The following is a 23,968-nucleotide window of genomic DNA, read 5'->3' on the forward strand; positions in this document are numbered from 1 at the left end:
CGAATAAATGTATTATATCTTCATAAGTTTTGAGTTAAGAAAATAATATTGTGCTTTTTTAGGAGCATATTTCATGCGGAAACATTAATTTTGCAGCATTTATGAAAGAAAAGAATATGCAGGAAACGGAATATATCAACGTGTACGGGGCGCGTGTGCACAACTTGAAGAATATCGATGCGGAAATACCTCGCGACAGTCTGACGGTGATAACCGGATTAAGCGGCAGCGGTAAGTCTTCGTTGGCATTCGACACGATATTCGCCGAAGGGCAGCGTCGCTATATCGAAACTTTTTCGGCGTACGCCCGCAACTTTCTGGGAAATCTGGAACGCCCCGACGTGGATAAGATCACGGGATTGAGTCCGGTGATCTCTATCGAACAGAAAACGACGAATAAAAACCCGCGTTCTACGGTGGGCACTACGACGGAGATATACGATTATCTTCGTCTGCTTTTTGCCCGCGCCGGTATAGCGTATTCTTATTTGTCGGGCGAAAAGATGGTGAAATACACCGAAGAGCAAATCATCGAGCTGATTTTAAATGATTATAAAGGCAAAAAGATATTTTTACTCGCTCCATTGGTGCGTTCGCGCAAGGGACATTACAAAGAGTTGTTCGAACAGGTACGCAAAAAGGGTTACTTGTATGTCCGTGTAGACGGGGATGTGCGTGAAATAACGCACGGCATGAAAGTCGACCGGTATAAGAATCACGATATCGAGGTTGTAATCGACAAACTGGTTGTAGCCGACAAGGATGATAAACGTTTGAAACAGAGCGTGGCAACTGCCATGAGACAGGGAGACGGTCTGCTGATGATTCTGGATGCTCAGACCGAAAGCATCCGCCATTACAGCAAACGTCTGATGTGTCCTGTCACAGGGTTGTCTTATCGCGAGCCTGCGCCGCACAATTTTTCTTTCAACTCTCCGCAAGGGGCCTGTCCGAAATGTAAAGGATTGGGCATAGTCAACCAAATCGATATAGATAAAGTGATTCCCGACCGGGAGCTTTCCATTCATGAAGGAGCGATAGCCCCCTTGGGAAAATACAAAAACACAATGATCTTTTGGCAGATTGCCGCTTTGCTCGAAAAATACGACGCCGGATTGAAAACTCCTGTAAAAGAGCTTCCGGAAGATGCGCTTGAGGAAATATTACACGGATCGGACGAACGTATTAAAATTAAGAACTCGCTGATAGGGACATCTTCCGATTATTTTGTGAGCTATGAGGGCATTGTGAAATATATCCAGATGTTGCAAGAGAAAGACGCCTCGGCTACGGCCCAAAAATGGGCGGAACAATTTGCCAAGACGACTGTTTGTCCCGAATGCAAAGGAGCGCGCCTGAATAAAGAAGCGTTGCACTTCCGCATTCACGACAAGAACATCAACGAATTGGCAAATATGGACATCAATGAATTGTATGATTGGTTGATGAACGTCGATGCTTTTCTCTCGGATAAACAAAAGAAAATAGCCGCAGAAATACTGAAAGAAATCCGCACGCGCCTGAAATTTCTGTTGGATGTGGGGTTGGATTATCTGGCTTTAAACCGGAGTTCCGTAAGTCTTTCCGGAGGTGAAAGCCAGCGCATACGACTGGCGACACAAATCGGCTCACAATTGGTCAATGTGCTCTATATTTTAGATGAACCGAGCATCGGGTTGCACCAACGCGACAACCTCCGGTTGATTCATTCTTTGAAAGAACTCCGCGATATGGGCAACTCCGTTATTGTGGTGGAGCACGATAAAGACATGATGTTGGCGGCCGACTATATAATCGACATGGGCCCTAAAGCCGGACGACTCGGAGGAGAAGTTGTTTTCGCCGGTGTTCCGCAAGAAATGCTGAAGACAGATACTATGACTTCGCAATATTTGAACGGAAAGATGAAAATAGAGGTTCCCACCAAGCGTAGAAAAGGAAACGGCCTGGCAATACGGCTAAAAGGGGCGAAAGGGAATAATCTGAAAAATGTGGATGTCGAATTCCCGTTAGGCAGATTGATCTGTGTGACCGGAGTGTCCGGCAGCGGAAAGTCTACCTTGGTTAATGAAACATTACAGCCGATTCTTTCACAGAAATTCTACCGTTCGTTGCAAGACCCGCTGGAGTATGACTCCATTGAAGGTATAGAACATATAGATAAGGTGGTGAATGTCGATCAATCGCCTTTAGGCCGTACTCCACGCTCCAATCCCGCTACCTATACCGGTGTGTTCTCCGACATCCGGAACCTGTTTGTCGGCCTGCCCGAAGCGAAGATTCGCGGATATAAACCGGGACGTTTCTCTTTCAATGTTTCGGGAGGGCGTTGCGAAGCCTGTTCAGGAAACGGATATAAAACCATTGAAATGAATTTTCTCCCCGATGTCTACGTGCCTTGTGAGATTTGTCACGGCAAACGTTACAACCGAGAAACGCTGGAAGTACGTTTCAAAGGAAAATCGATAGCCGATGTGCTCGATATGACCATCAACCGTGCCGTCGAGTTCTTCGAGAACGTTCCGCAGATCCTGAACAAAATAAAGGTTCTGCAAGATGTCGGATTGGGTTATATCAAACTCGGGCAATCGTCTACCACGCTTTCCGGCGGAGAAAGCCAGCGTGTGAAACTGGCAACGGAGTTGGCAAAAAGAGATACCGGCAAAACGCTTTATATACTCGACGAGCCCACTACAGGACTTCATTTTGAAGACATCCGCATACTGATGGGAGTACTTAATAAATTGGTTGATAAAGGGAATACGGTGATTGTAATCGAACATAACCTCGATGTCATCAAAATGGCGGACTATCTAATCGATATGGGACCCGAAGGCGGAAAAGGCGGCGGTGAAGTATTAAGTTTCGGAACACCGGAAGAAGTGGCAAAAAGCTTGCAAGGATATACCCCGAAGTTTTTGAGGGAAGAGATTGGAGGTTGATTAAAAAACTATTATACGAACAACGAAAATGAAAATCAATAAAACGAATGCCGCCCGCTTGCTCGACAAGGCCCAAATTCCTTATGAACTTATCGCTTACGAAGTGGATGAAAACGATTTAAGCGCAGTGCATGTAGCTGCCGGTTTGGGAGAGAACATAGAACAAGTATTCAAAACGCTTGTGTTGCATGGTGATAAAAGCGGTTACTTTGTATGCGTTATTCCCGGAGAGCATGAAGTCGACCTGAAACTTGCCGCCAAAGTATCCGGAAACAAAAAATGCGATTTGATTCCTATGAAGGAGCTTCTTCCACTTACCGGATATATACGCGGAGGCTGTTCGCCTATCGGGATGAAAAAACATTTTCCCACATATATTCACGACACTTGCCTTCGGTTTCCACACATCTATGTAAGCGCCGGTGTACGGGGATTACAGATAAAAATATCTCCGGGTGATTTGATCAGGGAATCGAAAGCGGAAGTCTGCCGCTTGTTTGAATGACAACTTTTGTTGATAATTGCTGAATAATTCAGGAAAAAGTATATATTTGCAGGAAATAATCATTTTTATTAATCTAATATTTATTTTTATATGTTTGAAGGACAACCGAAAGGTTTATATGCTTTGGCTCTTGCCAATACCGGAGAGCGCTTTGGCTATTACACAATGCTTGCTATCTTTACACTCTTTTTGCAAGCAAAGTTTGGCTATTCGGCCGCTGAAACTTCTACCATTTTTGGATCATTCCTGGGCGCTGTGTATTTCATGCCGCTTGTCGGGGGTATTTTAGCGGATAAGTGCGGCTATGGTAAGATTGTTACAATCGGCATCGTAGTGATGTTTGTCGGTTATTTGCTCTTGGCAATTCCTACGGCTGCCAATTCTACCGGAAAAATGATGATGTTGGGGGCTCTTTTCCTGATAGCTTGCGGTACCGGCTTTTTTAAAGGTAATTTGCAAGTAATGGTAGGTAATCTTTATGACTCGCCTGAGTACAGTTCAAAAAGAGACACGGCTTTTAGTTTGTTCTATATGGCTATCAATGTGGGCGCTTTGTTTGCTCCTACAGCTGCGACCAAAATGACTAATTACGTGCTCTCCGGCGCCGATTTTACATACAATGCGCAGATTCCTTCATTGGCACATCAATTTCTGAACGGCACAATCAAGCCGGAAGGAAGCGCCGCTTTGGAAGGATTGAAAGCAGCGCAGGGATTCACCGGTGATATGGCTTCATTTTGTTCGACCTACATTGAAAAGCTTTCTGAAGCTTATAATTACGGTTTTGCTGTAGCATGTATTTCATTAATTGCTTCTATGGCTATTTACCTTGGTTGCCGGTCAATGTACAAACACGCCGATTATAACTCCAAACAAGCCAAAACATCCAACAACCATAATGAACCGGAACTGACTCCCGAACAGACGAAACAGCGTATTGTTGCTTTGCTACTTGTTTTCGCGGTGGTTATTTTCTTCTGGATGGCATTCCATCAGAACGGTTTGACGATGACATTCTTTGCGCGCGACTATACGACTCAATATGTTACCGGAATAAACCGTATCGGTTTTGATGTATGGAACCTTGTTCTCATCATCATTGCGGTATATGGATTGTTCTCTTTGTTCCAATCTAAAACCGGAAAGGCTAAAGTTATTTCCGGAGTGGTTGTATTGGCCTCGTTGATCATATTGGCAGGAAGTTATTATGCAATGGATGACACCATAGAAATTCTGCCGCAAATCTTCCAACAGTTCAATCCATTCTTCGTAGTTGCCTTAACGCCGGTATCTTTGGCTGTATTTGCTCATCTGGCAAGTAGAAAGAAAGAGCCTTCCGCTCCTCGTAAAATCGGTATCGGTATGGTAATTGCAGCCTGCGGTTTCTTAATTCTGGCGATAGGATCGATAGGATTGCCTACACCTACCGCGATAGCTGCCAAAGGAATCGACCCCGATACATTGGTTTCTCCCAATTGGTTGATATCCACTTATCTGGTATTGACATTTGCCGAGCTGTTGCTTTCTCCGATGGGAATCTCTTTTGTATCTAAAGTGGCTCCTCCCAAATATAAAGGAATGATGATGGGGGGCTGGTTTGTGGCCACAGCCATTGGAAACTATATGGTTTCTATCATCGGCTATCTGTGGGGTGACATGCAACTTTGGATGGTATGGAGCGTATTGATCGTATGCTGCTTGTTGTCCGCATTGTTTATCTTCTCGATCATGAAGAAGCTTGAGAAAGTTGCTTAACTGAAATAGTTCGTTATATAGAAAAGGCGGTAGCAAGAAACAAATTTGTTACCGCCTTTCTCTATATAAACCGTTATGCTTATGCTTGTATGTTTTCCATTTTCATAACCTGATTGTTCATATGGCGGGATAGGCGTATCTACTCAGAATATTAATTGTTCTTAAAACATAGTACTATGTTATACATGGTACTATTGAAATATATATTTTTGCTGAACAAAATTTGAATAATATGAATATAGAAAATGTAAAGTCTCAGATGCGAAAGGGGTTGTTGGAATATTGCATCCTGTTGTTGCTCCATAAAGAACCGTTTTATGCCTCGGATATTATTCAGAAACTGAAAGAAGCCAGGCTGATTGTGGTAGAGGGAACCTTATATCCATTGTTAACGCGTTTGAAAAATGACGATTTATTGAGTTATGAGTGGGTGGAATCGACACAAGGTCCGCCGCGCAAATACTACCGGCTGACTGCGAAAGGAGAGGAGTCTTTGTTGGAGTTGGAGCTTTCGTGGAAAGAATTGAATGAAACCGTGAACCATATTGCAAACAGATAATCTGAAAAAAGAAATAACAATGAAAAAGACACTGACTGTAAATTTAGGCGGAACAGTTTATCACATCGATGAGGACGCCTATCGTTTGCTGGATAATTATTTAAACAATCTTCGTCTGCATTTCCGGAAACAACAGGGGGCGAATGAAATAGTGGATGACATGGAAAACAGAATCTCCGAACTCTTCTCGGAGAGAATCTCCCTGAGCAAACAGGTGATAACTGTATCCGATGTGGAGGAAGTCATCGCACGAATGGGAAAACCGGAAGATCTTGCAGATGCCGAGAGCGGAGATGAACCGGGAGAAAATCCGAAAGAAAAGGGGAAAAGACAGAATAACGACCGTTCGGGCGGCAGCAGGCGCTGTTTTCGCGATCCTGACAATAAAATGTTGGGCGGTGTAGCCGCAGGCCTGGCCGCTTATTTGGGGTGGGACGTTACGGTGGTGCGCCTTTTAATGATTGCTTTAATATTTCTTCCTTATTTCCCGATGGTCATTATCTATCTTGTATGCTGGTTGCTTATTCCCGAAGCACGCACGGCTGCCGAGAAGTTGAGCATGCGGGGCGAAGCCGTCACGGTAGAAAACATCGGTAAGACCGTTACAGACGGGTTTGAACGGATGGCGGACGGAGTAAATAACTATATGAGATCAGACAAACCGCGTACGCTTCTTCAGAAGATAGGGGACGCTTTCGTAGCGGTGGTAGGATTTATACTCAAATTATTCTTAATCGCTCTGCTGATTGTCTGCTTTCCTGTACTGTTCGTATTGGCTATTCTTTTTGTCGCGTTGGTGATAGCCATTATCTCCATAGCGATTGGCGGCGGAGCATTGTTGCTCGAATGGATCCCTACGATTAACTGGGAACCTTTGGCTTCGATATCTCCTATAATGACTGTAGTCGGCACCATGGGAGGAGTACTTTTTATAGGTATTCCATTGGTCGGACTGGCTTATTCCATTCTTCGCCAGTTGTTCCATTGGCAGCCGATGGGAAGTGTGCTGAAATGGTCGCTGTTCATACTGTGGGTGACGGGATTGGTACTTTGCATCATTAACTTGTCCGCTTTAGGATGGCAACTGCCGTTGTATGGATTGCATCGGGTATGACAATAGCGCTTTTCCATGAAATTTTCCGTTTTGAGAATCATTCTTTTTCATTATGTTTGCAGCATAATGATGTATGAATAGAAAAAGTAAGCATGGGCGAACATATATGTTTCAGAAGAAATGAGCGTTTGGCCACGGTAAATCCTTATTGGAGAGGAAATCCCGTGGTACGCGGACGTTATTATAACCGGCAACACCGCTATCGTCCCGGCATGGGTAGTGTGTTGAAATGGCGTTTGTCTCCGAATCCGCAACGAAAAGAGAAGAAGAACACCAAATGGAATCCGAAAGTCTGCTATCTTCATTCATTGGATTCCGCCACCGGAAATTGCCTGATATGGCTCGGACACAACTCTTTTTTCCTTCAATTGGCAGGAAAAAGAATCATGTTCGATCCTGTATTCGGGAATATTCCTTTTGTACGCAGAAGGAGCGAACTGCCCGCAAACCCCGATATTTTCACGGGAATCGATTATTTGCTGATAAGCCACGATCATTTCGATCATTTGGACAAACGAAGCGTTGCCCGCTTATCGGCAAACAATCCGCAGATGAAACTGTTTTGCGGATTAGGCACCGGAGAACTCATAGAAAGTTGGTTTCCGCAGATGGAAACGATACAAGCATGCTGGTATCAGCAGTTGGAAGACGAGTCGTTGAAAATCACTTTTTTGCCCGCCCAGCATTGGAGCAAGCGTTCGATGCGCGACGGAGGGCAAAGACTTTGGGGAGCGTTTATGCTTCAGGGTGATGGAATTTCGATATATTATAGCGGCGATACGGGATATGCGGCTCATTTCAGTGAGGTTCCCGAGTTGTTCGGACCGCCGGATTATGCTTTGTTGGGAATAGGCGCGTATAAACCGCGCTGGTTCATGCAACCCAATCATATATCTCCCTACGAATCGCTCACAGCGGCGGAAGAGATGGACGCGGGACTGACCATCCCCATGCATTACGGAACATTCGATTTGTCGGACGAGCCTCTGCACGATCCTCCGCAGGTTTTTGCCGCCGAAGCGAAAAAACGAAAAATACGGGTAGAGATTCCTTGTTTGGGCGAAGTCGTCAAACTGAATAAAAGAAAATAAAGCTATTCAAGAAACCCGGCTTTGCAGACAGTTCTCACGGATGAGAAAATGATAAACCATAACCGAAAGAAATAAAAAGGGCCGTATCACACTCTGTTCGGAGTGAAGATACGGCTCTTTTTATTGTTCGTGAAGGCGCAAACTACGTTTTCTTTCAAACATTCATGAAGAGCGTTTTATTTTTTCAGCCATTTGTCGAGCCATTCGAAGAAAGTCCGTTGCCAGAGGATGCCATTCTGCGGTTTCAACACCCAGTGGTTTTCGTCGGGATATATCAGCAATTCCGCCGGAACTCCACGCATGATGGCCGCATCGAAAGCCGCCATCGCCTGATTGGCAAGGATACGGTAGTCTTTCTCGCCATGGATGCAAAGAATCGGAGTGTCCCAACGGTCGACAAAGCGGTGGGGTGAGTTGGCAAACGTGCGTTGCGCCACCGGATTCTGCTTTTCCCAGTACGCGCCACCCATGTCCCAGTTGGCAAACCATTTCTCTTCTGTCTCCAGATACTGCATTTCCATGTTGAAAATACCGTCGTGAGCAATGAATGCCTTGAAACGCTTATCGTGATGTCCCGCCAGCCAGTAGACGGAGAAGCCGCCGAAGCTGGCGCCCACGCACCCCAGACGGTCTTTGTCCACATACGGTTCTTTCGCCATCTCGTCGATTGCAGTGAAATAATCTTTCATGCACTGGCCGCCGTAATCGCCGCTGATCTGTTCGTTCCATTCTCTGCCGAATCCCGGCAAGCCGCGGCGGTTGGGGGCGACAATGATATAATCGTTGGCTGCCATGATCTGGAAGTTCCAACGATACGACCAAAACTGGCTTACAGGGCTTTGGGGACCTCCTTCGCAGAATAAAACCGCAGGATATTTCTTGTTCGGATCGAATTTCGGAGGATAAATCACCCAAGTCAGCATCTGTTTGCCGTCAGTCGTCTTCATCCATCGCGGTTCTACCTTACCTGTCTCCAGTTGGTCATAAATAGCTTTGTTTTCTTGCGTGAGTTGGGTAGTCGATCCGTCCGGCCCTATCGTATAAATCTCGTCCGCCATACTCATCGAATGTCTTTTGGCGATAAGTTTGTCGCCGCACAAAGCCACTCCTTCATAGTCATACATACCGGAAGTGATGGATTTCACCGAATCGTTTGTCAGGTCGATCGCGCGGATATGCGTTTCGCCGTGCCATACGCCCGTGAAGTAAATCGTTTTCGCATCGGAACTCCACACAAACGCGTCTACGTTCGACTCGAAAGCTTTGCTCGCAAAACGCTTTTCTCCGGTCGCCAGGTCCATGATAAAGAGACGGTTCAAATCGGCCTCGTACCCGTCGCGCTCCATACTCTGCCATGCGATGTATTTCCCGTCGGGAGAATAAGAAGGATTCGTATCGTATCCCTTGTTCTCTTCGGTAATGTTCCGGGTCTGTTTCGTCTTCAAGTCGTAAATGTAAATATCGGAATTGGTAGACACGGCATATTCCAGTCCGGTCTTTTTGCGGCAGGTGTAAGCCACCTCGTCCGAAGAAGGGTTCCAAGCCAGTTGTTCGACACCTCCCCACGGGCGCATCGGACTTTCGTACGGTTCGCCTTCGAGAATATCGACTACATTTGAGATTTTATCGCCATCGAAATCAGCGACAAAAGGATGCGGAGCGCCCGTTACCCATTCGTCCCAATGCTTATACATCAGATCGGTGACGATGATGCCCGTAGACTTCGGCAAGTCGGGATATTTATCGGCTGTGGTCTGCTTCGTTTTCACCTGTGAGACAAACAGCAACTTTCTTCCGTCGGGAGAGAATTTGAAACCCTCGATATCTTTGTCGTAATCGGTTAGTTGCCTGCGTCCCGTTCCGTCGGGATTCATTTCATAAAGCTGGCTGCTTCCGCTATCGTTGCTCAGGAAAGCGAGCTTGCTGCCCCCTTTGATCCAGGCCACCTCATTCTCCTGATAAACGGTGCGCGTGATTTGCCGGTTATCCGTTCCATCGGCATTCATCACGAATATCTCGCGGTTGCTTTTGTTCTCGGCGACACTGTAATAGGCCACCGTATACGCTACTTTCTTCCCGTCGGGCGATACCGCCAATCCACCGATCCGTCCCATAGCCCAAAGAGCTTCGGGAGTCATGCGCCTGCCTTCGATCTTGATATCCGATTTTCCGATAAGCACCTGGCCTTCTTCTGTTTTGCCCGCGTCTTTTGTTCCGCCGCAGGCAGCCAATAACATTGCTGCCGACATCATAAATAAATTTGCTTGTCTCATATCATTTATTAAAATGTTTATTTGCTTGCGAAGATAATGAAAAAAGAACAAAAAGCAATCATCGGGCACAACAGTCGGGGGAGATAATAAGGAACGGTTGCTGAGCGGGAGCATTTTCATGCGGATACAGTTTGAAAAATGGAGAAAACATCATATCCGCCGCAGTTTCTGCACGGTATATACAACGTATTATCCACGTTTTAAAGCAACCCGCAAGAAGTCGCGAAAAAAGCCCGCCGCCTTTAAAAAAAACACGGCGGGCTTTGAAAAAAAGGCGGCGGGCTTTGTAATCAAACACGGCGGGCTTTTTTTCAGAGGCCGCCCGTGTTTTTTCAGATGCCAAAGCCTTTCCGAGAACCGCCAGTTTCTCTTGAGAAACATATTTCTCCGATTCATTATAAAATACCTGAAACGCTGTGGCAAGAATCTGCCGTATGCAAAAATAAACGGAAAAGAATCTATGGCAGTTCGTTCATTTTTCGTATTTTTGCATCCTGTTTTGAAATGGAAAAACTTAAATAAAAAAATATAATGGCAAAAGAACTGAAAGATCTGACCAAACGTAGCGAGAATTATTCGCAATGGTACAACGATTTGGTAGTAAAAGCAGACTTGGCAGAGCAATCTGCCGTGCGCGGCTGTATGGTGATTAAGCCTTACGGATACGCAATCTGGGAAAAGATGCAACGACAACTGGACGACATGTTTAAAGAAACAGGGCATGTGAACGCTTATTTCCCCTTGTTGATTCCCAAATCTTTTTTAAGCCGTGAAGCGGAACATGTAGAGGGCTTCGCAAAAGAGTGTGCGGTGGTGACACACCATCGCCTGAAAAGTTCGCCCGACGGCAAAGGCGTCGTGGTAGACCCGGAAGCTAAGCTCGAAGAAGAGCTGATTATCCGCCCTACATCCGAAACCATCATCTGGAACACGTATAAAAACTGGATCAATTCATACCGCGATCTTCCCATCCTGTGCAACCAATGGGCCAACGTGATGCGTTGGGAGATGCGCACCCGACTGTTTCTGCGCACTGCGGAATTTTTATGGCAAGAGGGACACACCGCCCATGCTACCCGTGAAGAAGCGGAAGAAGAGGCAAAGAAGATGCTGCATGTGTACGGTGAATTTGCCGAAAAATACATGGCTGTGCCGGTTGTAAAGGGAGTAAAATCGGCCAATGAACGTTTTGCCGGAGCATTGGACACGTACACCATCGAAGCGATGATGCAGGACGGAAAGGCTTTACAGAGCGGAACTTCCCATTTCCTTGGACAAAATTTCGCCAAAGCGTTCGATGTGCAGTTTGTCAACAAAGAGAATAAACTGGAATACGTATGGGCTACTTCATGGGGCGTATCGACCCGCCTGATGGGTGCCCTGATCATGACACACTCCGACGACAACGGTTTGGTATTGCCTCCGCATCTGGCGCCGATTCAGGTAGTGATTGTTCCTATCTACAAAAACGACGAACAGTTGAAGCAGATCGACGCAAAAGTTGAAGGAATCGTGGCGCGCCTGAAAGCGTTGGGCATATCCGTGAAGTACGACAATGCCGACAACAAACGTCCCGGCTTTAAATTTGCCGACTATGAGCTGAAAGGTGTTCCCGTGCGGCTTGTCATGGGAGGACGCGACTTGGAAAACAACACGATGGAGGTAATGCGCCGCGACACTTTGGAGAAGGAAACGGTGACTTGCGACGGAATAGAGGCTTATGTAAAAGACCTGCTTGAAGAAATTCAGGCGAATATCTATAAAAAGGCGCTCGACTATCGCAATTCGCGCATCATCAGCGTAGATACTTACGAAGAGTTTAAAGAAAAAATCGAAGAAGGAGGATTTATTCTGGCGCACTGGGACGGAACTTCCGAAACGGAAGAAAAAATAAAAGAAGAAACCAAGGCGACCATTCGTTGCATACCGTTCGATTCGTTTATCCCGGGAGACAAAGAACCGGGTAAATGTATGGTGACAGGCAAACCTTCGCCCTGCCGCGTAATCTTCGCCCGCTCTTATTAGGAACAGCATCGATATAAAGGACGACCGCACGGACCGAAAACCTGCGGTCGTTTTTTTGTTTTTTATCTGCACAACGAAGGTTGCGAGTGTCGCTGATTCTTACGGAGACTATCGCTCTCTTTTCTTTTTCGTTTTTGCTCCTTCGGAGGCAACACTGTCTGTTTTCATTTCCGGCTGAAGGCCTTCGTGCCGTTTCCGCTTGTTCCGGAGCTTCCATTTGTTCCAGAAGAAAAGGTCGCTCCATTTATTGAAATCTTTCTTATACATGATTCCCACGCCTTGCGTGGTGAGGTTGGTTTTCGTATAATAGCGGTCGTTGGTCTTGTTATAGCCTTTCAGCCGGATATCACCGGAACGCGTGATCAGCCATTCCGCCTCAAAATCACCCACGAAGTTGGTATTTGCCAGCGGATTGTCGCGGTAACCGAAATTACCGTTAATCAACAGCCGGTTGTTTAATAACTGCCCCGACAAGATGCCTTCGAATTCCACATCCGTCCAACCCTTGTCACCGGTACTCAAATTGGTTCCTATATTCCAGTTGTTGGTTTCGAAAATCCGCGAAAGAGCATTGTTCAGTTGCCCGGAGAGGGTGGAGGAAAGAACGGAAGTCATCACGTAAGCGTTTTGATTTTCCCGCCGGACGTCTTCCGTATAGAATTTGCCCACACCCAGCAAATACAGGATTTGCATGTTCATCTGTTCTTCCGTGCTGATGTAGTTGCGCACCAACGACTGAATCTCGTCCCTCTCGTTCGGAAGTTCGATACCCAGCTTTATCGTGGGCTGAAGCAAGACGCCGCTCAAATTCATCATGCAATTCACCCGTACATTGGGTTGTTGAATAACGGTGGAGGCATCGGGTATCAAGTCATTCAAAGACGCCGAGTTTACCGTGTAAGAAGCCTGAATATCCATGTTCGCGTCAAGGGGGGGGCCATTGAAGTTTATCGTACTGCCGTCTTTTATCACGAAGTCCTTCCGTATCACGTCTTGCAGGCTGAATTTATAAACTCCCTGACTGATCCGGTAGTTGCCGAACATTTTCACGTCTCCCTTATTATAAAATTCCGTGCGAATGTTTCCCGTTCCTTTTCCGGTAATATAGTCGCCGGCTATCGGGTCCATGACGATCCGCACAGTGGCGTCGGGCGTTACATCGGCCAGAATATTCAGCCAGATGTCTGTATCTTGTTCCTTTTCAGACAGTTGCCGCTTCAATAATAAATCATCGTAATCGTCTGTCTGAACAGAGTCCCGGACAACACGGCGAAGTGTTTTATCTACAAACTTGATGAACTGACTGTTGGCAGCCGACGCTACATTTCCGTTAATATAGGTGAAGGAAGTATTCCGGTCTGTAGTCATCGCCACATTAACGTCGAGCCCTTGCGTCGCATTCCCCGTCAGCATGGCGTTTCCCGTACCGTATATTGTGCCGTAGAAAGGCATGTCGGGAGATTCTTTCGTATTCATCACCAACATATTGTTGGCCTGTATTTCAAAACGATAGCTCAAGTCTTTGAAATGCTGAAAGCGCAAATAGCCGTTCATTGTTCCCTGATGACCTTCCACATCGGCAATCCGCATGTTTTTAAACGTCAATCCGGTAGGGGCGAGATGAATCGTGTCATTGATGGCGAACCGTGTATTCAGTATATCAAACTTCATAGAAGCATTCGTCATGACAGCTCCATCGAGATTCAAGCCTTTGAATTTTCCATAAAAGTGTACTTTGCCGGTTCCTCTTCCTTTGATATCGTTTGCGATAGAACTCATATAATATTCGAGAAACTTCAGGTTCAGCTCATGGGCGTCAATATTCAAATCCAGTCCGCTTTCCGGTTTCAACGGATAAATGATGCCGCTGACACGGGATGGAGAATCGGCCATATCGCGAATGGAAGCATCCAGCAGGATTCCTCTTTTTTCATTATCCCATCCTCCGTTAATATCGGCATCTCCCAACCGCCCCTGATTAAGTGAGAAGTTTTTTACAAACAAACGCGCGTTTATCACCGGCTTCTTGAAAACCCCTGTCGCATAAGCGGTTCCGGTAGCGTCACCTCCAAAAGCAACATCGTCGGAGATGCCCACTATATCGAAAACGTACCCCAGATTGATTTCTTTTAAACTGATTTTCACCGTATCTGCAGGGAGTTCCGAAAGACGGCCGTTGACACGTATATGCCGGTCGGCATGACTGAAATAGAAGTTGTTTACGTCTATTCTTCCGGAGTCGGCCACAATCTGTGAAGGATGAACCTGCCAAAGCGTATCGTTCAGAATAATATCGGTAGGGCTTACGTCGACTACCGCTTTCAACAAAGGCTTTTCTCCTTCCGTGCGCAAAAACTTGGCGACAGCGCCCAATTGTCCGCTATAAGTGGCTGTCGCATTATTTCCCCAATTGAAAGTTGCGCTTACAACATCTTCTTTGGCTTGCGCGTTCAACGCAATGTTGACGGCATCCGCCTCTTTCAGATTCGTCAGCCGTAGTTTGATCTGAATATTGTCAGACGGATTTTCACAGAGAATCATCCCCGATTCAATCAGGTCGTTCTTATATTGCAGGCGGGGGAAATATCCTTCTACACGCAAACGCTGACCCGCATCGTTAAAATATCCTTTCACTGTGGAGTGAGCATGGATATGCAGGGGAATATTGAATATTGCAGATAAGATATCCGTGTTATATATATGTATATCGAACCGGAAGTTGTTATGAAGTTTTTCCTGATGCTTGAAAGGCGGCAGCAGAGAAGGAATATATCTGCCCGCAATGTTGAGCATGCTGGCAGGCAACGTGTGGTATTGAAAGTCTCCTTCCACGCTTGCCGTAAGGAACTCCGACGTCAACTTGAGTTGGTTCTCGTTATTTTGCCGGGTAGCCTGAATGTTCATGTTTCTCATGAAATATTCTTTTCCGGGAGCGTTGAATTCCAAACTGTCGATATTGATTTCTCCGTTCATTTCGTCCACCGACCCCCCGGTGAAGTTTGCCCTGAGTTTTACGGAGAATTCTGCATCTGCGTAATCCGATGTAATATTCAACTCGTGGGGGCGGATTTTGTCAATAACGGCAGAGAAATTGAAAGTAGGGACTTTGGAAGCCAAATTGAAATCGCCGTTCAGGTATACGGATCCGTTCGGATCGTTCATTGCCGCCTTCCCGTTAAAACCTCCTTTTTGATATTCGCCGTCCAGAGTGATGTTTTCGTACTTATAATCGCTGTATTCTACAGAAGACACCAGACCTTTCATTCCAATGGAAGGATATTGGTTTTCCACATGGCGTCCGTGTACATCCAGGTTCAGTGTCACTTTCCCAAACAACTCATTTCCCAGCAGTTTCCCCAATTCAAAATCTTCAGTCTTCACAGCGCCCGAATAAGAAAAAGCCTTTTTCTCTTTGTCCGAACTCAGTTTCAAGTCTGTTTTTACGGCTCCAAGACTGGTTTGAAGCAGTCCGTAAGTTACCAAATCGGTAAAGTATCCCGATATTTCTCCGCGGAAAGCGATATTTCCCAAATGCTCCAGAAGGGGAGGAACCCCATTGTAATTATCGCTCAGGTTGCGTACCAAAAAACCTACTTCCCGGGAACTGGCACTCAATTCCGAAAGCTTTCCGAATATGTAAGCGTCTTTGGGATGGGAGAGATCTTGAACAGATACTTCTCCCAAGAGTCTGAATTGCCGGCCTTCGGCCGTAATCTCCAAATGAGGGCAGGAAAATTGGTCGACTGTACCGTTCACTTCCATGTTCAGCGTCACCGGCTCTTTGAAGTGCGATAATGCGGGGATAAAAGGAGAAATGTCTTTCGGCGTAATTTGGGAAGGTAAAATACGAAAAGAACAATGAGCCTGCTTAACAAACTGTTCGGCAGTCTTCACCCCGGCGTACATCAAGTGGATGGTATCCATTCGTAAAGAGCTTTCGGGCAATTCGATGGCAAAATTATCGATACTCATGCGCTTTTTGTTAGCCACCAGCTTCAGGCTCATCTTCTTCAACGAGAATCCCGAAGCTGCTTCATCCACACTCAAACGCTTTATCCCTACGTTGAGTGAGTCTTTGGTCAAAGCTTTCAATGAAAGGTTACCTATGATATTCTGAAATTGAAGATGCCGCGAATTGAATTTTCCGGGTGTTTCGGGCTCCGATAATAAATGATAGGTGACCTTCCCGCGACGGATTAAGACGGAATTGATACGAATATCCAACGAACTTTCCCGCTTCACAGTATCTTTAGAAGCAAACGCGTCCAGCACGAATTGGAAATTCGGCGGAGAATCGGGCGTTTCTTGCCTGAGATTCATGTTAAGACCGAACAGTTGCACACTGCTTATCGAAATTTTTCCTTTGAAAAAAGGGATAAAATCAAATTTGGCCGATAGACGGGGAATCTTCAGCAGTTCGTTCCCTTTCTGATCGTTCAGTAATACATCGTCAATAATGATCCGGTTCAATAATCCGATATCGATTTTGCCGATGGCAACCTCCGTGTTGAGAACCTTCGATAGCTCTTTCGATGCAAGCACACTCATGAAACGTTGAATACCCGGTATATTCAACAAAACAATAGTTCCGATATATACTCCCAGTACAATACCCACTATCCATCGTACAGTTCTTTTCAGTGCTCTTATAAGTTCTCTTTTTTTATTTTACGACAAAAATATAAAATAGTTCGTTATGAATCGTAGTTTTATCATTACTTTTGTGCCGTTTAATAGTTTATGACATATGAGTACAATTATATTAGGAATAGAATCTTCGTGTGACGATACCTCGGCCGCTGTCATTAAAGACGGTTATCTGCTGTCGAATGTAGTATCCGGCCAAGCCGTTCACGAAGCTTACGGAGGTGTAGTTCCCGAACTTGCATCCCGGGCGCATCAGCAAAACATTGTGCCTGTAGTACATGAAGCTTTGAAAAGAGCCGGCGTCAGCAAAGAAGAATTGAGTGCGGTTGCGTTTACACGTGGTCCCGGGCTGATGGGTTCGCTATTGGTGGGAGTCTCTTTTGCCAAAGGTTTCGCACGTTCTTTAGGCATCCCCTTGATTGATGTTAACCATCTCACAGGACACGTTTTAGCTCACTTTATTAAATCGGAAGGCGAAGAAAACAAACATCCCGAACTCCCGTTCCTCTGCCTGTTGGTATCGGGAGGAAACTCCCAAATCATTTTGGTAAAAGCATACAATGATATGGAGATTCTGGGACAAACAATCGACGACGCGGCAGGAGAGGCCATCGACAAATGTTCTAAAGTGATGGGGCTTGGTTATCCGGGCGGTCCGATTATCGACAAGCTGGCGCGTCAGGGCAACCCGAAAGCGTTTACATTCAGCAAACCCCATATATCGGGATTGGACTACAGCTTCAGCGGACTGAAAACTTCATTCTTGTATTCTCTCCGCGATTGGCTGAAAGAAGACCCCGATTTCATTGAGCATCATAAAGCAGATTTGGCAGCATCGCTCGAAGCTACGGTCGTAGATATCCTGATGGATAAGCTGAGAAAAGCGGCCAAAGCGTATAAAATCAAGGAAATTGCCGTAGCCGGCGGAGTTTCTGCCAACAATGGATTGCGAAACGCCTTTAAAGAACATGCCGAAAAATATGGATGGAATATATTCATCCCAAAATTCAGCTACACGACCGACAATGCTGCAATGATCGCTATTACGGGATATTTCAAGTATCTCGATAAAGATTTCTGCTCCATAGATCTTCCTGCATATTCGCGAGTTTGCCTTTAAAGGCCCGATACACTTAAAACAATATGCCATTGCGAAAACAATAGAGCGGGAAATATGGATGGTGAAACGGAAAGTGTTAATTAATAAGTAGAAAGTAATGTTTGCCGAAATCATAACAATTGGAGATGAATTGTTGATAGGACAAGTTGTCGATACCAATTCGGCCTGGATGGGACAGGAGCTGAACAAAATAGGCATAGAAGTATTGCGTATCGTCTCCATACGCGACCGGGAAGATGAAATAATGGAAGCAATAGATACTGCTTTCAGCAAAGTAAATATTGTTTTGGTGACAGGAGGTCTCGGCCCTACTAAAGACGATATCACTAAACAAACTCTTTGCAAATATTTCCATACCGAGTTGGTTTTTAATGAAGAAGTGTTTCAAAACATCAAACGAGTGCTTGCCGGAAAGATTCCGATGAATGCGTTAAATAAGAGCCAGGCAATGGTTCCGAAAGAGTGCACGGTCATTAACAATCCGGTGGGGAGCGCCTCCGTAAGCTGGTTCGAAAAGGATGGAAAGGTACTCGTTTCAATGCCCGGAGTCCCGCAAGAGATGAACGCCGTCATGAAAGAATCCGTATTACCCAAATTGCATAAAAGATTTCATACGGATGTAATCATACACCGGACTTTTTTAGTTCAGAACAATCCCGAATCCGTTTTGGCGGAAAAGCTGGATGCATGGGAAAGCGCTTTGCCGGAATGCGTCAAATTGGCTTATCTGCCCAAACTCGGATTCATTCGTCTTCGCCTGACGGCACGTGGAAAAAACCGGACGGAACTGGAAAAAACATTGGACACGGAGTCGGCAAAACTGAAGAGCATATTGGATAACGATATTTTCAGTGAAGAAGATATTCCCTTGGAAATAATCGTAGGAGATTTACTAAGGAAAAATAATTTGACCGTCTCCACCGCAGAAAGTTGCACGGGAGGGAGTATAGCCGCACGTATAAGCTCTGTGCCGGGTTGTTCGGATTATTTTCGCGGAAGCATAGTGGCTTATTCCAACGATATTAAAAACATGCTTCTTGGTGTTTCTGCGGAAACATTGAAAAAACATGGGGCCGTAAGCGAGGAAACCGTGACCGAAATGGTAAAAGGCGCGATGAAAGCGATGAAAACGGACTGCGCCGTTGCAACTTCCGGCATTGCCGGTCCCGGAGGAGGAACTCCGGAGAAACCGGTAGGCACGATTTGGATCGCCGTTGGTTATAAAAACGAAATTCGCACTTACAGGCAGGAGACAAATCGCGGAAGAAGCATGAATATGGAAAGAGCAGGCAATAATGCGCTACTTATGCTCAGGGATATGCTCAAATAAAGAAAAAAGAATACTTGGCTGTGAATTATTTAAAGAAATTCTTGTTTTATACGGATAAAAGTGCTTACTTTGCGTCCTGTTTGAAAGAAGTATAGATATAAAACTATAAAAATAAGATAGAAATGTCGAAGATTTGTCAAATTACCGGAAAGAAAGCCATGATTGGCAACAATGTTTCACACTCAAAGAGAAGAACTAAAAGAACCTTTGATGTGAACTTGTTTAAGAAGAAGTTCTACTACGTAGAGCAAGACTGTTGGATCAGCCTTAGCATCTGTGCTAACGGACTGCGTATTATCAACAAAAAAGGTCTGGACGCTGCGCTGACTGAAGCGGTGGCTAAAGGCTATTGTGATTGGAAAAGTATTAAAGTAATCGGCTAAAAGGTAGAGGAGAAAACTTACAATGGCAAAGAAAGCAAAAGGTAACAGAGTGCAAGTGATTCTGGAATGTACAGAACACAAAGATAGCGGAATGCCGGGAACATCTCGTTATATCACAACAAAGAACAGAAAAAACACTACCGAAAGACTTGAGTTGAAAAAATACAACCCGATTCTGAAGAGAGTAACAGTACATAAGGAAATTAAATAATTATAAGAACTATCACCCATGGCAAAGAAAACAGTAGCAAGTTTGCACGAAGGAACAAAAGAAGGACGTTCTTATACCAAAGTTATCAAAATGGTGAAATCTCCTAAGACCGGAGCATACGTTTTTGATGAACAAATGGTACCGAACGATAAAGTACAAGACTTCTTCAAGAAATAATTGAAATAGCATCTAAGCTAAATATGTAAAATCCCCCTGCCGATTAGTTGGCAGGGGGATTTTTTATTGTATTTTTTTACTTTTCCAATCCTTTATTATATCTTTGTAGGCATTATGTATTATACAAATTAACTATAAACATGGGATTATTCGGTTTTTTTTCAAAAGAAAAAAAGGAAACGTTAGATAAAGGATTATCTAAAACCAAAGAGAGCGTATTTGGAAAAATAGCTCGTGTCGTAGCCGGCAAATCGAAAGTTGATAATGAGGTGTTGGATGACTTGGAAGAGGTATTGATCACCTCTGATGTAGGCGTAGAAACTACGTTGAATATTATTAAGCGTATTGAGAAACGTGTGGCGGCGGATAAATATGTGAATACTCAGGAGTTGAATCATATATTACGCGATGAAATAGCTGCTTTGCTTACAGAAAACAACTCGGGAGAGATAGTTGATTTTGATATGCCGATTGAGAAGAAGCCTTACGTCATCATGGTAGTAGGCGTAAACGGAGTAGGCAAAACAACTACGATAGGGAAACTGGCCTATCAGTTTAAAAAAGCCGGTAAATCTGTTTATTTGGGCGCCGCCGATACATTCCGCGCGGCAGCCGTAGAACAGTTGATGATTTGGGGAGATAGGGTAGGAGTGCCTGTAATCAAGCAAAAGATGGGAGCCGATCCCGCTTCGGTAGCTTTCGATACGCTCAGCTCTGCGGTTGCCAACAGTGCGGACGTGGTGATAATCGATACTGCCGGGCGGTTGCACAATAAGGTGGGCTTGATGAATGAGTTGACTAAAATCAAGAATGTAATGAAGAAAGTTGTGCCGGATGCCCCCGACGAGGTGTTGCTGGTATTGGACGGTTCTACCGGACAAAATGCTTTTGAACAGGCGAAACAATTTACTTTGGCAACAGAAGTAACCGCTATGGCCATCACGAAATTGGATGGAACGGCTAAAGGAGGAGTTGTGATCGGTATATCCGACCAGTTTAAAATACCGGTAAAATATATCGGATTGGGAGAAGGAATGGAAGATTTACAGGTTTTCCGTAAAAATGAATTTGTAGACTCCTTGTTTGGTGACAACGCATGAGAAAAAAAGAAATAGATATCATCACATTAGGGTGTTCTAAAAATTTAGTAGATTCGGAGCAGTTGATGCGACAGCTGCAAGAGGTGGGGTACAATGTTACTCATGATACGGAAAATCCGAAAGGAGAAATAGCGGTTATCAACACATGCGGCTTTATTGGCGATGCCAAAGAAGAGTCCATTAATATGATTCTGGAGTTTGCTCAAAGAAGGGAAGAGGGAGACTTGAAAAAGCTGTTTGTAATGGGGTGCCTTTCGGAACGATATCTAAAAGAGTTGGCCGTAGAAATTCCTCAGGTAGATAAATTCTATGGGAAATTCAATTGGAAAGAATTACTACACGATCTGGGGAAAGCTTATCATCAAGAACTGCATATCGAGCGTACATTGACTACTCCGAAACATTACGCTTATCTGAAAATTTCAGAGGGATGCGACCGCAAATGCTCATATTGCGCCATTCCTATCATCACGGGAAAACATGTGTCCAGACCGATGGAAGATATTCTGGATGAAGTGCGCTATCTTGTATCCCAAGGGGTAAAGGAGTTCCAGGTTATTTCGCAGGAGTTGACTTATTATGGTATCGACCTATATAAGAAGCAAATGCTTCCGGAGTTGATAGAGCGGATTTCCGACATTCCGGGAGTAGAATGGATTCGTTTGCATTACGCTTATCCGGCACACTTCCCGACAGATTTGTTTCGCGTTATGCGTGAACGAAACAATGTATGCAAATATATGGATATCGCCCTGCAACACATCAGCGACAACATGCTGAAACTGATGCGTCGCCAAGTGACGAAAGAACAGACATACAGATTGATAGAGCAATTTCGCAAAGAGGTACCCGGGATTCATTTACGGACAACTTTAATGGTCGGGCATCCCGGAGAAAGGGAAAAAGATTTTGAAGAACTGAAAGAATTTGTACGCAACGCACGATTCGACAGGATGGGAGCTTTTGCTTATTCTGAGGAAGAAGGAACTTACGCTGCCGATCAATATGAGGATTCTATCCCGCAAGAAGTAAAACAAGCCCGTTTGGACGAATTGATGGATATCCAGCAACAGATTTCAGCCGAATTAAGCGCACAAAAGATAGGCTCTTGCATGAAAGTCATAATAGACAGGATAGAAGGAGACTATTATATCGGACGAACCGAATTCGATTCTCCTGAGGTGGATCCTGAAGTTTTAATCCGGCGCCCCGAAACTGACTTGTGCATCGGTGGGTTCTATTGGGTAGAAGTTACCGACGCGGATGATTTTGATTTATACGTAAAGATTGCAGATTATCATGAATAATAAGGAGTTCACTTCAGAATTAGCCGACAGGCTGGGATATACGACTAAGGACACTACGGACCTGATAACTTCTTTATTGGGGCAAATGACGCAAGAGCTTGAAAAAGGAAACAGTATTTCCATACAAGGCTTCGGAGCTTTTGAGGTAAAGAAAAAAGGGGAGTACATTTCTGTGAATCCGGTTACGAACCAACGAATATTATTCCCCCCCAAACTGGTGCTCGCATACAGGCCGAGCAATATTTTGAAGGATAAGTTTAAATAATTTTTTCTCCAACTATGAATGAAAGATTGACCATCCAAGATTTTACAGACTTGTTGGCTTCGAAGCACAATATGACTAAAAAAGATGCTGAAGATTTTGTCAAAGAATTTTTTCTATTGATAGAACAGGCCTTGGAAAATGAAAAATATATAAAAATCAAAGGCCTGGGAACTTTCAAACTGATAAATGTGGATAGCACGGAAAGTGTTAATGAAAGTACCGGAGAACAGTTTAAGACACAAGAGCATTCTAAAATATCATTTACCCCGGACACTAATTTAAAAGAAGCGATCAACAAACCTTTCGCTCATTTTGAAACAGTGATATTAAATGAAAATACATTACTGGAAGATACGCCAACGGATGAAATAGCAGCAGAGGAAGAGGATACAGAAGAAGAAAACTTAGCAGACATTGAAAATTATCCAAAAAAAGAACAAATAAACACGGAAAACCTCATTACAGAAACCATTCCTGCTAAAGAAGATAATCATAAAGAAATGAAAAAGGAGGAATTTGCAAAGAACGAAGACAAAACAGATGAATGTGCAAAGCTTGAGAGTTTGTCAAAAAGTGACACTCATCAACAAAGGAAATCCTATATTTATTACTTGACAGTCGGCATCGTTGCTATTCTGTTGCTATGCGGAGGAGTTGTTTTCTTCGTTTACTACCCTGATATATTTCCTCCCTCGCCAAGAAAGGAATCAATTGACTTGCCAATAAACGCCGGTTCGGCTCTGTTACCGGAACAAATAACCGATACTGTTGCGAAAAAAGACACAATATCGGAAGTTGCGCAAGAACTGAAAGATGAAGTGCGACATAGACAAACTGTGGAATCAAAAGAGCAAGCAAATCCTGTAAATGTGTACTCCGAATCTGTTGTATACCAAATAACCGGCACTAAAACAAGGTATACAATTCAGAAAGGGGAAACTCTGACAAAGGTTTCGTTACGCTTCTTTGGCACCAAGGCAATGTGGCCTTATATTGTAAAACACAATTCGGATGTAATAAAGGATCCTGACAATGTACCTTTTGGTACAACGATTAAAATTCCGGAACTAATTGAAAAATAAGAAACGAATTTACATGTAAAACAGTTTATGGTATAGGAAGCGGGCAATTCAGATAAAATGTTATGCAAGTACAAAACAATAT

The 23,968-nt window shown here is 44.5% G+C and carries 18 protein-coding genes; 16 read left to right on the plus strand and 2 right to left on the minus strand.

The annotated features are described in order from the left end of the window. Positions 1–116 precede the first annotated feature (116 nt). From uvrA to GGR07_RS10290, 6 genes are all read left to right on the plus strand, one after another. On the plus strand, positions 117–2,942 hold the full coding sequence (gene uvrA / locus GGR07_RS10265; RefSeq protein ID WP_122056711.1) for an excinuclease ABC subunit UvrA: 2,826 nt from the start codon (positions 117–119) through the stop codon (positions 2,940–2,942). Positions 2,943–2,970: 28 nt separating this feature from the next. Further along, positions 2,971–3,447, plus strand: a complete 477-nt coding sequence (gene ybaK / locus GGR07_RS10270) for a Cys-tRNA(Pro) deacylase (RefSeq protein WP_027325138.1) — start codon at positions 2,971–2,973, stop codon at positions 3,445–3,447. A 90-nt stretch (positions 3,448–3,537) separates the two neighbouring features. Next, a complete protein-coding gene (locus GGR07_RS10275) occupies positions 3,538–5,202 on the plus strand; it encodes a peptide MFS transporter (RefSeq protein WP_122056594.1) in 1,665 nt (554 codons plus the stop codon). A 232-nt stretch (positions 5,203–5,434) separates the two neighbouring features. Then, positions 5,435–5,761, plus strand: coding sequence for a PadR family transcriptional regulator (locus tag GGR07_RS10280; RefSeq protein ID WP_021644483.1), 327 nt, complete (start codon positions 5,435–5,437; stop codon positions 5,759–5,761). A gap of 19 nt (positions 5,762–5,780) precedes the next feature. Next, positions 5,781–6,875, plus strand: a complete 1,095-nt coding sequence (locus tag GGR07_RS10285) for a PspC domain-containing protein (RefSeq protein ID WP_039972413.1) — start codon at positions 5,781–5,783, stop codon at positions 6,873–6,875. Between the two features lie 92 nt (positions 6,876–6,967). Continuing rightward, on the plus strand, positions 6,968–7,966 hold the full coding sequence (locus GGR07_RS10290; protein ID WP_034543332.1) for an MBL fold metallo-hydrolase: 999 nt from the start codon (positions 6,968–6,970) through the stop codon (positions 7,964–7,966). Between the two features lie 176 nt (positions 7,967–8,142). Here GGR07_RS10290 and GGR07_RS10295 read toward each other — a convergent pair whose 3' ends face one another. Beyond that, a complete protein-coding gene (locus GGR07_RS10295; RefSeq protein ID WP_034543341.1) occupies positions 8,143–10,239 on the minus strand; it encodes a S9 family peptidase in 2,097 nt (698 codons plus the stop codon). 531 nt (positions 10,240–10,770) lie between these two features. On the opposite strand from GGR07_RS10295, the gene proS reads away from it, so the two are divergent. Further along, positions 10,771–12,264, plus strand: coding sequence for a proline--tRNA ligase (gene proS / locus GGR07_RS10300; RefSeq protein ID WP_021644479.1), 1,494 nt, complete (start codon positions 10,771–10,773; stop codon positions 12,262–12,264). A 108-nt stretch (positions 12,265–12,372) separates the two neighbouring features. Here proS and GGR07_RS10305 read toward each other — a convergent pair whose 3' ends face one another. Beyond that, positions 12,373–16,812 carry a translocation/assembly module TamB domain-containing protein gene (locus GGR07_RS10305; RefSeq protein WP_122056593.1) on the minus strand — a complete coding sequence of 1,480 codons (4,440 nt, stop codon included), beginning with the start codon at positions 16,810–16,812 and terminating at the stop codon, positions 12,373–12,375. Between the two features lie 199 nt (positions 16,813–17,011). On the opposite strand from GGR07_RS10305, the gene tsaD reads away from it, so the two are divergent. The 9 genes from tsaD to GGR07_RS10350 all read left to right on the plus strand — a co-directional run bounded on the left by tsaD (position 17,012) and on the right by GGR07_RS10350 (position 23,886). Continuing rightward, a complete protein-coding gene (gene tsaD, locus GGR07_RS10310) occupies positions 17,012–18,031 on the plus strand; it encodes a tRNA (adenosine(37)-N6)-threonylcarbamoyltransferase complex transferase subunit TsaD (protein ID WP_021644477.1) in 1,020 nt (339 codons plus the stop codon). A gap of 97 nt (positions 18,032–18,128) precedes the next feature. Next, positions 18,129–19,361, plus strand: coding sequence for a competence/damage-inducible protein A (locus tag GGR07_RS10315; protein WP_034543330.1), 1,233 nt, complete (start codon positions 18,129–18,131; stop codon positions 19,359–19,361). A 122-nt stretch (positions 19,362–19,483) separates the two neighbouring features. Further along, entirely contained in the window at positions 19,484–19,744 is a 261-nt protein-coding gene (gene rpmB, locus GGR07_RS10320) for a 50S ribosomal protein L28 (protein WP_021644475.1), read from the plus strand. 22 nt (positions 19,745–19,766) lie between these two features. Further along, positions 19,767–19,955, plus strand: a complete 189-nt coding sequence (rpmG, locus tag GGR07_RS10325) for a 50S ribosomal protein L33 (protein ID WP_002560155.1) — start codon at positions 19,767–19,769, stop codon at positions 19,953–19,955. An 18-nt stretch (positions 19,956–19,973) separates the two neighbouring features. Beyond that, positions 19,974–20,132, plus strand: coding sequence for a DUF4295 domain-containing protein (locus GGR07_RS10330; protein WP_081688133.1), 159 nt, complete (start codon positions 19,974–19,976; stop codon positions 20,130–20,132). Positions 20,133–20,272: 140 nt separating this feature from the next. Beyond that, complete coding sequence (ftsY, locus tag GGR07_RS10335) at positions 20,273–21,232, plus strand: signal recognition particle-docking protein FtsY (RefSeq protein WP_122056592.1); 960 nt, start codon at positions 20,273–20,275, stop codon at positions 21,230–21,232. Beyond that, positions 21,229–22,539, plus strand: coding sequence for a 30S ribosomal protein S12 methylthiotransferase RimO (rimO, locus tag GGR07_RS10340; protein WP_034543328.1), 1,311 nt, complete (start codon positions 21,229–21,231; stop codon positions 22,537–22,539). Before ftsY ends, rimO begins: the two co-directional genes overlap by 4 nt. Next, complete coding sequence (locus tag GGR07_RS10345; RefSeq protein ID WP_034543325.1) at positions 22,532–22,804, plus strand: HU family DNA-binding protein; 273 nt, start codon at positions 22,532–22,534, stop codon at positions 22,802–22,804. Before rimO ends, GGR07_RS10345 begins: the two co-directional genes overlap by 8 nt. 14 nt (positions 22,805–22,818) lie before the next feature. Next, entirely contained in the window at positions 22,819–23,886 is a 1,068-nt protein-coding gene (locus tag GGR07_RS10350) for an HU family DNA-binding protein (RefSeq protein ID WP_034543323.1), read from the plus strand. Positions 23,887–23,968 lie beyond the last annotated feature (82 nt).

The sequence above is a fragment of the Bacteroides pyogenes genome, from assembly GCF_014196225.1.
GTDB lineage: Bacteria > Bacteroidota > Bacteroidia > Bacteroidales > Bacteroidaceae > Bacteroides > Bacteroides pyogenes_A.

Excerpts from the sequence above, each read along its gene's own strand:
- GGR07_RS10290 (WP_034543332.1), top strand. The coding sequence starts at position 6,968 with ATGGGCGAACATATATGTTTCAGAAGAAATGAGCGTTTGGCCACGGTA.
- rpmB (WP_021644475.1), top strand. The coding sequence starts at position 19,484 with ATGTCGAAGATTTGTCAAATTACCGGAAAGAAAGCCATGATTGGCAAC.
- GGR07_RS10345 (WP_034543325.1), top strand. The coding sequence starts at position 22,532 with ATGAATAATAAGGAGTTCACTTCAGAATTAGCCGACAGGCTGGGATAT.
- tsaD (WP_021644477.1), top strand. The coding sequence starts at position 17,012 with ATGAGTACAATTATATTAGGAATAGAATCTTCGTGTGACGATACCTCG.
- ybaK (WP_027325138.1), top strand. The coding sequence starts at position 2,971 with ATGAAAATCAATAAAACGAATGCCGCCCGCTTGCTCGACAAGGCCCAA.
- GGR07_RS10295 (WP_034543341.1), bottom strand. The coding sequence starts at position 10,239 with ATGAGACAAGCAAATTTATTTATGATGTCGGCAGCAATGTTATTGGCT.
- ftsY (WP_122056592.1), top strand. The coding sequence starts at position 20,273 with ATGGGATTATTCGGTTTTTTTTCAAAAGAAAAAAAGGAAACGTTAGAT.
- proS (WP_021644479.1), top strand. The coding sequence starts at position 10,771 with ATGGCAAAAGAACTGAAAGATCTGACCAAACGTAGCGAGAATTATTCG.
- rpmG (WP_002560155.1), top strand. The coding sequence starts at position 19,767 with ATGGCAAAGAAAGCAAAAGGTAACAGAGTGCAAGTGATTCTGGAATGT.
- GGR07_RS10275 (WP_122056594.1), top strand. The coding sequence starts at position 3,538 with ATGTTTGAAGGACAACCGAAAGGTTTATATGCTTTGGCTCTTGCCAAT.
- GGR07_RS10350 (WP_034543323.1), top strand. The coding sequence starts at position 22,819 with ATGAATGAAAGATTGACCATCCAAGATTTTACAGACTTGTTGGCTTCG.
- GGR07_RS10315 (WP_034543330.1), top strand. The coding sequence starts at position 18,129 with ATGTTTGCCGAAATCATAACAATTGGAGATGAATTGTTGATAGGACAA.
- GGR07_RS10305 (WP_122056593.1), bottom strand. The coding sequence starts at position 16,812 with ATGAGTGTGCTTGCATCGAAAGAGCTATCGAAGGTTCTCAACACGGAG.
- GGR07_RS10285 (WP_039972413.1), top strand. The coding sequence starts at position 5,781 with ATGAAAAAGACACTGACTGTAAATTTAGGCGGAACAGTTTATCACATC.
- GGR07_RS10330 (WP_081688133.1), top strand. The coding sequence starts at position 19,974 with ATGGCAAAGAAAACAGTAGCAAGTTTGCACGAAGGAACAAAAGAAGGA.
- uvrA (WP_122056711.1), top strand. The coding sequence starts at position 117 with ATGCAGGAAACGGAATATATCAACGTGTACGGGGCGCGTGTGCACAAC.
- rimO (WP_034543328.1), top strand. The coding sequence starts at position 21,229 with ATGAGAAAAAAAGAAATAGATATCATCACATTAGGGTGTTCTAAAAAT.
- GGR07_RS10280 (WP_021644483.1), top strand. The coding sequence starts at position 5,435 with ATGAATATAGAAAATGTAAAGTCTCAGATGCGAAAGGGGTTGTTGGAA.